The organism is Roseateles sp. P5_E11 (assembly GCF_054049355.1).
Genome location: NZ_JBFUMO010000252.1, coordinates 1 through 8,027, shown reverse-complemented (window position 1 = coordinate 8,027; position 8,027 = coordinate 1). Strand labels below are relative to the sequence as shown.

The window sequence follows — 8,027 nt, the reverse complement described above, 5'->3', positions numbered from 1 at the left end:
GCCGCCATGACGATGACGGCCTCATGGCCGAAGTCGCCGCCGCTACCGCCGAAGGCTTCCGGCATGGCCGCGCACAGCAGGCCCTGGGTGCCGGCTTCGCGCCAGGTGTCGCGTTCCATCAGGCCGGCTGCGCGCCAGGCTGCGGCGCGCGGCACCCAGCGCTCGCTGAAGAAGCGCGCGGCGCTGTCCTGAAGCAGGTGGTGCTCCTCGGTCATCCAGTTCGAGGGGAAGAGCGGAAGACTCATGAAATGCCGACGGCTTCTTCCAGCGTCGCGATCTCTTCCTCCACATAGGCCGCCAGCCGGCCCAGGTTGGGCAGGGCGTCGGTTGCAATCAGGCCGAAGTAAAGAGTGCCGGCATAGCTGAACAACGTGATGTTGAGCAGATGGGTGGCCGGCAGTGTCGACATGGGGTGCATCTCCAGCAACGGTGCGCCCTTGATGTACAGGCGCTCGGCCGGCCCGGGCACGTTGGACACCAGCGTGTTGCCCATGGGCGTGACGACATCGGCCAGCTTGAGCATGCCGGCGATCTGGCCGAGCAGGCCGGTCAGGATGGTGTAGGTCTCGACCGCCTCGGGCGCGACGGCGTCGATCATCGTGCGCACATTGCGCAGCGAATAGCCGACATTGYGCAGCCGCACATAGGCGTCATCGGTGGGCGGCGACAGGTCGACCAGGATGATGCCGATCTTGTTGCCGCCGCTCTTCTCGCCTTCGCGGCGCAGGTTGACCGGCATCTGTATGGTGATGGGCCGGTCCAGCTCGATGCCCTCGTCGGCCAGGTAGCGGTGCATGGCGCCGTCCAGGCAGGTCAGGGCCACGTGGTTGAGCGTGGCGCGCGACACCTTGCGGATGGCRTCGATGCGGGCCATGGGCACGGCGGCGGTGGCGAACTGGCGGCCTGGCGTGGCATTGCCGGTGAAGGGTGTACCGCGGCTGGCCATGAAGGGCAGGGCGATGGCGTTCTTGGTCAGCTTGATGGCTTCCAGCGCCAGCATGGCCGTGAGCCGGCCGATGCCGACGGCGCGCTTGCTGTTGGCGGTGAGCTGCTTCCAGACGGTGCCGGCGACGGCCTGATCCAGCCGCTTCTTGCGCGACAGGCCGCTGGCGCGGCGCGCGTGCGACAAGATCCAGACCGGCGTGACGGTGTCGTCGTCGGGCGTCGCGCGCAGGGACTCGACGCCCCAGCGCGTCATCGTGATGCCGTCGGCCACGGCATGGTGCATCTTGTAGTAGATGGCGAATTGCTTGTCCCACAGACCGGCGATGACATGCACCTCCCACAGCGGCCGGCTGCGGTCCAGCACCGGTTCGTGCAACTCCGCGGCAAAGGCATAGAGGGCCTCGCGGTCGTTCTGGCCGGCCTTGAGCTTGTGGAAGAAGACGTGTTGCGCCAGGTCCACCGATTCGGCCGTGCTCCAGCTCGGCATCAGCGTGGGCGAGACGAAGTTGATGACGGCATCGAAGGGCGCCTGCACGTCGGTGTGGGTCAGGAACTCCTCATAGAGCTGCTTGGCGAAGTTGGCGCCGCCACCCTTGGGAATCTGGTGGATGTGCAGGCCCGCCACATGCTTGGGACTGGCCTCGCTTTCGGCGATGAAGAAGGCGAGGTCGAGCAGGGAGAGTCGGCTCATGATGTCTCGTGTCGTTCCGGGCGGCCCAGCATAGGCGCGCCGGTGAGACGGTCAAGGCCGGGAATTTACGCGCTTGTTTCCGCGTCCCCGCTGGACGACTTTCGCTTGCCGCTGCGGCGTTCCTTGTCGGCCAGACGCGCGGCCTCTGCCTCGGCGGCCTTGCGCTCTTCCTCCTCTGCAGCGGCCCGGCGCCAGGCCGTCATCTCGTCAGGGGTTTCCAGCGTGATGCAGCCCAGCGCCCCGCCGCGGAAGTCCATCAGCAACGCTTCGGCGGCCTTGTGCATCAGCACGCCGCCGCCGCGCACCTTGGCGCCGCGTTTGGTGCCGATGGCCTCCAGCACGGCGTCGTCGGCGCCAAGCTCGGTGAGGCCGTAGCGCTGCTGCAGGCGCTCGGGGTAGTGGCGCTTGAGCACGGCAATCAGCTCCAGCGCCACCTCCTCCTCGTCGAAGGCATTGCGGCCGATGGCGCCGCTGGCGGCCAGGTTGTAGCCGCTCTGCTCGATGGCGATGCGCGGCCACAGCATGCCCGGCGTGTCGAACAGGTAGAAGCCGTTCTCCAGCACGAACTTCTGCTCGATCTTGGTGATGCCTGGCTCGTCGCCCGTCTTGGCGGCGCGCTTGCCGACCAGGGTGTTGATCAGCGTGCTCTTGCCAACGTTGGGAATGCCGCAGATCAGCACGCGCAGCGGCTTGTGCATGTCGCCGCGCAGCGGTGCGAGCTCGCGRCAGGCCTTGATGAGGGCGCGCGCCGGCGCCTTGTCGCCGGCATCCAGCGGGATGGCGCGGGTGTGCGGCTGGGCGTTGTAGTAGTCCAGCCAGGCGGCGGTCTGGGCCGGGTCGGCCAGGTCCTGCTTGTTCAGTACCTTCAGCGACGGCCGGCCCGTCGTCAGTGCAGCCAGCAGCGGGTTGCTGCTTGAGCCGGGCAGGCGCGCGTCGAGCAGTTCAATGACCACGTCCAGCCCCGCCTTCACGCGATCCTTGATCGCCTGACGGGTGGAATTCATGTGGCCGGGGAACCAGTTGATGGGCATGCGCAGGGGAGGTGGGAATTTGGGAGGGCGGATTGTCGGTGGCTTACATCCGGTTGCGGCGATCTGCGCCGCATCCCCCAAGATCTGGGGGTAGTCGTTGAGGTGAATATGAGATTCGAAGGCGTACTGAGCGCGTGGAACCAGGATGCCGGCTACGGCACCATCCGGCCCTCTGGCGGGGGAGAGGAAGTCTTCGTCGGCTTGGCCGCGTTCCCGACAGACGGCGAGGGTCCTCGGATGGACGAGCCGCTGAGCTTTGAAATTGTCACGAGCCGTGACGGCCGCAAGCAGGCGGTGAATCTGAAGCGGCTGTCGCAGGCCCATCTCAGCCCGGCGCTGCGCGCATCGGCGGGCGGCACCCGCGTCCGCGCCCGTCAGGCCCAAAAGAAACGGCGCCTGGGCTTGCTGGCCGGGGGCGCCGTGGTCACGGTGATGCTGGTGGCGGGTGGGGTGCACTGGTGGCAGCCCGCGGACCGGACCGGCGAGTTGCCGGTGATGAAGCGCTGAGGCGCGGCTCTCGGGCGCTGCTCATGCCAGCCGGCCTGCATGCCGGCTGTCCTGAAACCCGCGTCGCACAGTGCGCAGGCACTGTGCTCGGTCGGGTTTCAGTCCTCGTTCTTGAAGACGAGCTTGACTTCGTGAGTGGCCTTTTCGCCGGGCTCGAACTTCCACTCCATCAGCGCCGCCTTCACGGCGCGGTCGAAGACCCGCTTGGGTTCGGCTTCGACGATCTCGACGTCGCTGACCTTGCCGTCGGCTTCGATGGTCATCTTGGCCTTGACCGAGCCGGTGGAGATGCCCTTCTTGGAGGCCTCGGCTGGGAACTCAGGCGGCACCTTCTTGACGACCTTGGGTGCGGCCTGAGCGGCCAGGGCCAGCATCAGGCTGGCGGCCAGGATGGTGGCGGAACGCAGGAATGACATGGCGAGCCTCGGAAAGTAATTGATGGGGTCAGGCGGCGCGGAAGAAGCCGACCGCCTCGATCAGCCGCGTCGAGCTGTCGCGCAGGGCGTCCGCCGAGCGGCTGAGATCGCCGACCAGGCTGGTGTTTTGCTGCGTGGCCTTGTCGAGCTCGTTCATGGCGCCGTTGACGACGCCGACGCCCGTGGCCTGCTCCTGGGCCGAGTGCGAGATTTCCTCGATCAACTGACCCATGTTGTTGACTTCGTCGACGACGCTGCGGATGGTGACGCCGGCGTTGTTGACCAGCGTGGTGCCGTTTTCGACCTTGACGGTCGATTCCTGGATCAGCACCTTGATTTCCTTGGCGGCGCCGGCCGAGCGCTGAGCCAGCGCACGCACTTCGGCGGCCACCACGGCGAAGCCGCGGCCATGTTCGCCGGCCCGGGCGGCCTCCACGGCCGCGTTCAGGGCCAGGATGTTGGTCTGGAAGGCGATGCCGTCGATGACGCCGATGATGTCGCCGATCTTCTTGGAGCTGGCGCTGATCTCTTCCATGGTCTCGACGACCTTGGAGACGACGGCGCCACCATTGCTGGCGGCCTGGCGGGCCGTCACGGCGATGCCAGCCGCGCGGCGGGTCAGATCGCTGGCGCCCTTGAGCGTGGAGGCGATCTCTTCCACCGAAGCGGCGGTGTTCTGCAGGCTGGCGGCGGAACGCGTGGTGCGCTCGGCCAGATTGGAATTGCTGTCGGCAATGGAGCCGGAGTTCTGGGCCACCTCGCTGGCGGCGGTGGACACATCGCGCACAACGCCCGAGAGAGCCTGCTGCATGTCCTTCATGGCCTGCAGCATCTGGCTGAGTTCGTCGCGGCCTTCGACCTGGATGTCCTGCGTCAGATCACCGGCGGCAATGGCCTCGGCGGCCAGCTGGGCCTTGCGGGCCGGGGCGACGATGGAACGGGTGATGACGAGGCCGCCACCGATGCCGATGACCACGGCCACGACCAGCAGGACGATGGTCACCCAGACGGAGAAGCGGGCCAGTTCGACACCGGACGTGGCCAGTGCCTTGCCGCTTTCAAACTGGATGTCGACCAGCTTCTTCAGGCCTTCCTGCAGGGCCGCCTGGGCGGGGCGCAGGTCGGTTATCAGGCTTTCACGAGCCTCGTCGGGCGTGCCGTCGGTCTGGATCTTCTGGAATTTTTCGAGTGCAGCCAGGAACTTGGCCTTGTGACCCCGCACCTCGGCGATGGCGGCCTTTTCTCCGTCACCCGAGACAGCATCTTCCAGGCTCTTGAGCTGCTTTTCGCCTTCTTCAAGCGCGTCGGTGACGGCCTTCTTCTGCTTCTTGATGGCACCAGCGGTATCCAGCAGCAGCAAGTCACGCACGGCGCGGGAAATGATGTTGACCTGGCTTTCCAGACCGTTGGCTGCGCCAATCTTGAAGAGGCTGGAGTTGGCGGTGCGGTCCAGATCCTTGGCCAGGCCGTTCGCATTCTTCGCGCCGTAAATGCCGATCCCCACCAGCAGCAAAATGAGCAGGCCAAAGCTCAAGGCCAACCGATGGCCGATGCGCAATTGCGTCAGGAAGTTCATCTGTTCAGGTCCTTGTCCGGTGATCGGGTATCGGCGGCGGGCTGCCGCTCTTGAATTCAACGACGACTGTAGGGCTCTCGGCCCTGTTTTTGACGGCCCTACCCGGGAGCCGCGCGCAGTGTGTCGCGACCTGTGACCATTTGCTACCTGCCTGCGGCAGGCTTGCGTGAAGTCGTTCACGTCGGCCCCCCGCGCCCAGGGGCTTGTGGGTTCAACGGGCCGCCACGGCGCGCAGCCTCAGCACCTCGACGGCATCGACTTCACCTGCAGCGTGGCCGAAGGATGCCCGCAGATGGCTGGTCAGCGCGGCCAGGTCTTCGGCGCCCAGCACGCCCGCGAAGGGCGGCATGCCGTAGGGGCGCGGGTTGCCGGGCGTCGCCGGTGCGAAGCCGCCGCGCTCGATGAGGCGGATCAGGTTGGCCGCACTGGCCTGGGTGACCAGGCGGCTGCCGGCCAGCGCAGGGTAGGCGGGGGCACCGCTCGCGTCGCGCCGCCCCTGGCCCTGCTCGCCATGGCAGGCCGCGCAGTGCTCGCGGTAGAGGCCGGCGCCGCGCTTGCGGCGGCGCGCATCCGGCTCGGCCGGCTCGGAGCGGGCAACGGCCTGCTCGGGCAAGGCACGCAGATAACTGCTCATTGCGGCGAGGTCGGCATCGTCCAGCGCCGCGGTGCTGCCGATGACGACCTCGGCCATGGGGCCGAGCGCCACATGACCTTGCGCCTTGCCGTCGCGCAGCCAGCGTTGCAGCACCTCAGTCGGCCAACGCTGCACACCGGCCTCGGCCGGGTCATGCAGCGAAGGGGCCACCCAGCCCAGGCCGGCCAGCAGGCCACCGCGGAAATCCGCTGCACCACGGTCGCCACCCAGGGCATCGCGGCCGGCGTGGCAGGCGCTGCAATGGGCCAGGCCCTGGCTGAGATAGGCGCCGCGGTTCCAGGCCGCGTCCCGGGCCGGGTCGGATTGATAGACCCCGGGCCGGAAGTACAAGGTCCGCCAGACGGCGACGGCCAGCTGGCTCCCGTAAGGCCAGCGCAGCTCATGCTCGCGGCGTGGCGCGGCCGCGGGCGGCTGGGCCTGCAGCCAGGCATACAGGGCGTCGGCGTCCTCGCGGTTGACGAGGGTGGTGTTGGTGATCGGGTGAGCCGGCACCAACAGTCGGCCGTCGCGGCTGCGGCCGAAATGCAGCGCCTGCCAGAAGTCGTTGCTGCTCCAGCCACCCAGGCCGGTGGCGGCGGGCGTCAGATTGGATGAGAAGGCGGTGCCAAAAGGCGTCGGGATCGCCCGGCCTCCGGCCAGGCGTTCACCACCGCGGGCCGTGTGGCAGCCGGCGCAATTGCCCACGGCGGCGAGGTAGGCGCCGCGTTCCAGGCTGACGGGTGCGGCGGAGGGCGGCGTTGCGTCGCCCAGGGCGCGTTGCCAGGCCAGCAACCCGAAAGCGGTGGCAATGGCCAGCAGGGCCAGCAACGCGAGGCCGATCAAGAGGCGCTTCATGGCGGCAGGCCGCCGCAGCGCAACGGCGGCGGGGCAGCCAGGGTGGGCGCGGGATGCGGGTCGGCCGGCAGGGCCCGGCCGGCGAGGAATTGGGTGATCGCGTTGATCTCAGGCTCGGTCAGGGTCTTGGCGATATGCGCCATGCAATCCGGCGCCTGGGCGCGGCGCTGTCCGCTGCGCCAGGCGCCGAGCTGGCCGTTCAGATAGTCGCGCGACAGACCGAGCAGACCGGGTATGGCGGGCTGAGTCCCCGTCAGGCGCTCGCCATGGCAGGCGGTGCAGGCCGGCAAGCGGCGGGCGGCGTCGCCGCGGCTCACCAGCGCCTCGGCGCGGGCCAGCTCGGTAGCCGCAAGGCCAGACTTCTGCGGCGGCGCATAGGGCAGGTCCAGCGATGCGAAATGACCGGCCAGCTCCTCCAAATAGGCGTCGGACAGTGGCGCGATGAGTTCGCTCATCAAACCGTAGTCGCGCCGGCCGTCGCGGAAGTTCAGCAACTGGTTGTAGAGATAGCCGGCCGGCTTGCCGGCCAGACGGGGGTAGTAGCCGTCGGGTGCGGCGCGCCCCTCCTTGCCATGGCAGCCGGTGCAGGCCAACGCTCGCTGAGCGAGCGTGTCAGGGACGGGCTGGGCCTGGGCCGCGAGCGCGGTCAGGGTCAGCAGCCAGGCGGCCTTCACCCCCGCGCTCCGAAAATGGCGCTGCCGACGCGCACCATCGTCGAGCCGGCCGCGATGGCGTCCTCAAGGTCTGCGCTCATGCCCAGCGACAGCGTGTCCAGGGCCAGGCCGGCCTGCTTCAACGTCTCGAACAGCGCGGCCATGGCCCGATGCTGCGCCAGCGCTTCGGGGCCGGGTTCGGGCACCGCCATCAGGCCACGCAGCTGCAGCCGGGGCAAGGTTGCGACCTCGCGAGCCAGCGCCGCCACGTCATCGGGCAGCAGGCCGCTCTTGCTCGCCTCGCCGCTGATGTTGACTTGCAGGCAGACATTGAGCGGCGCCAGGTCGGCCGGCCGTTGCTCGGACAACCGCTGGGCGATCTTGAGCCGGTCCACGCTGTGCACCCAATCGAACTGTTCGGCCACGGGCTTGGTCTTGTTGGACTGCAGCGGGCCGATCAGATGCCATTCGATCTGGCCGCGCAGATCGCTCAGCTCGCCGACCTTGGCCAGGCCTTCCTGCACATAGTTCTCCCCGAAGGCGCGGGCGCCGGCCTCAAAGGCCTCGCGCACGGCGTAGGCCGGGAAGGTCTTGCTGACGACGAGCAGACGGACCGCCTGGGGTGGGCGGCCGGCCGAGGCACATGCCGCAGCGATGCGATTTTTGGTGGCTTGGAGGGAGTCGGAGATCGCCATAATGGTCCGAGCACTCCACAGATC

General features: G+C 68.1%; 9 protein-coding genes. 1 reads left to right on the top strand and 8 read right to left on the bottom strand.

All coding sequences use genetic code 11. The annotated features are described in order from the left end of the window. The 3 genes from ACXJKR_RS18075 to ylqF all read right to left on the bottom strand — a co-directional run. Nucleotides 1-245 (bottom strand): acyl-CoA dehydrogenase family protein (locus ACXJKR_RS18075; protein ID WP_457323995.1); only part of this gene is annotated, 245 nt, incomplete at its 3' end. Continuing rightward, the gene (locus ACXJKR_RS18070) at nucleotides 242-1,636 is read right to left on the bottom strand and encodes a wax ester/triacylglycerol synthase domain-containing protein (protein ID WP_457323994.1); all 1,395 of its coding nucleotides are present in this window, start codon (nucleotides 1,634-1,636) and stop codon (nucleotides 242-244) included. The genes ACXJKR_RS18075 and ACXJKR_RS18070, both read right to left, overlap by 4 nt. A gap of 65 nt (nucleotides 1,637-1,701) precedes the next feature. Further along, nucleotides 1,702-2,667 carry a ribosome biogenesis GTPase YlqF gene (ylqF, locus tag ACXJKR_RS18065; RefSeq protein WP_457323993.1) on the bottom strand — a complete coding sequence of 322 codons (966 nt, stop codon included), beginning with the start codon at nucleotides 2,665-2,667 and terminating at the stop codon, nucleotides 1,702-1,704. Between the two features lie 108 nt (nucleotides 2,668-2,775). Between ylqF and ACXJKR_RS18060 the strand changes: the two genes are divergently transcribed. Then, complete coding sequence (locus ACXJKR_RS18060) at nucleotides 2,776-3,174, top strand: cold-shock protein (RefSeq protein ID WP_157281153.1); 399 nt, start codon at nucleotides 2,776-2,778, stop codon at nucleotides 3,172-3,174. Nucleotides 3,175-3,272: 98 nt separating this feature from the next. Here ACXJKR_RS18060 and ACXJKR_RS18055 read toward each other — a convergent pair whose 3' ends face one another. From ACXJKR_RS18055 to ACXJKR_RS18035, 5 genes are all read right to left on the bottom strand, one after another. Beyond that, the gene (locus tag ACXJKR_RS18055) at nucleotides 3,273-3,590 is read right to left on the bottom strand and encodes an energy transducer TonB (protein ID WP_056193025.1); all 318 of its coding nucleotides are present in this window, start codon (nucleotides 3,588-3,590) and stop codon (nucleotides 3,273-3,275) included. A 28-nt stretch (nucleotides 3,591-3,618) separates the two neighbouring features. Next, nucleotides 3,619-5,166, bottom strand: coding sequence for a methyl-accepting chemotaxis protein (locus tag ACXJKR_RS18050; protein WP_056193022.1), 1,548 nt, complete (start codon nucleotides 5,164-5,166; stop codon nucleotides 3,619-3,621). Between the two features lie 211 nt (nucleotides 5,167-5,377). Then, nucleotides 5,378-6,655, bottom strand: coding sequence for a c-type cytochrome (locus tag ACXJKR_RS18045; RefSeq protein WP_457323992.1), 1,278 nt, complete (start codon nucleotides 6,653-6,655; stop codon nucleotides 5,378-5,380). Beyond that, a complete protein-coding gene (locus tag ACXJKR_RS18040) occupies nucleotides 6,652-7,329 on the bottom strand; it encodes a c-type cytochrome (protein ID WP_457323991.1) in 678 nt (225 codons plus the stop codon). Before ACXJKR_RS18040 ends, ACXJKR_RS18045 begins: the two co-directional genes overlap by 4 nt. Next, the gene (locus tag ACXJKR_RS18035; protein WP_457323996.1) at nucleotides 7,326-8,003 is read right to left on the bottom strand and encodes a YggS family pyridoxal phosphate-dependent enzyme; all 678 of its coding nucleotides are present in this window, start codon (nucleotides 8,001-8,003) and stop codon (nucleotides 7,326-7,328) included. The genes ACXJKR_RS18040 and ACXJKR_RS18035 overlap by 4 nt, the downstream gene beginning before the upstream one ends. Nucleotides 8,004-8,027 lie beyond the last annotated feature (24 nt).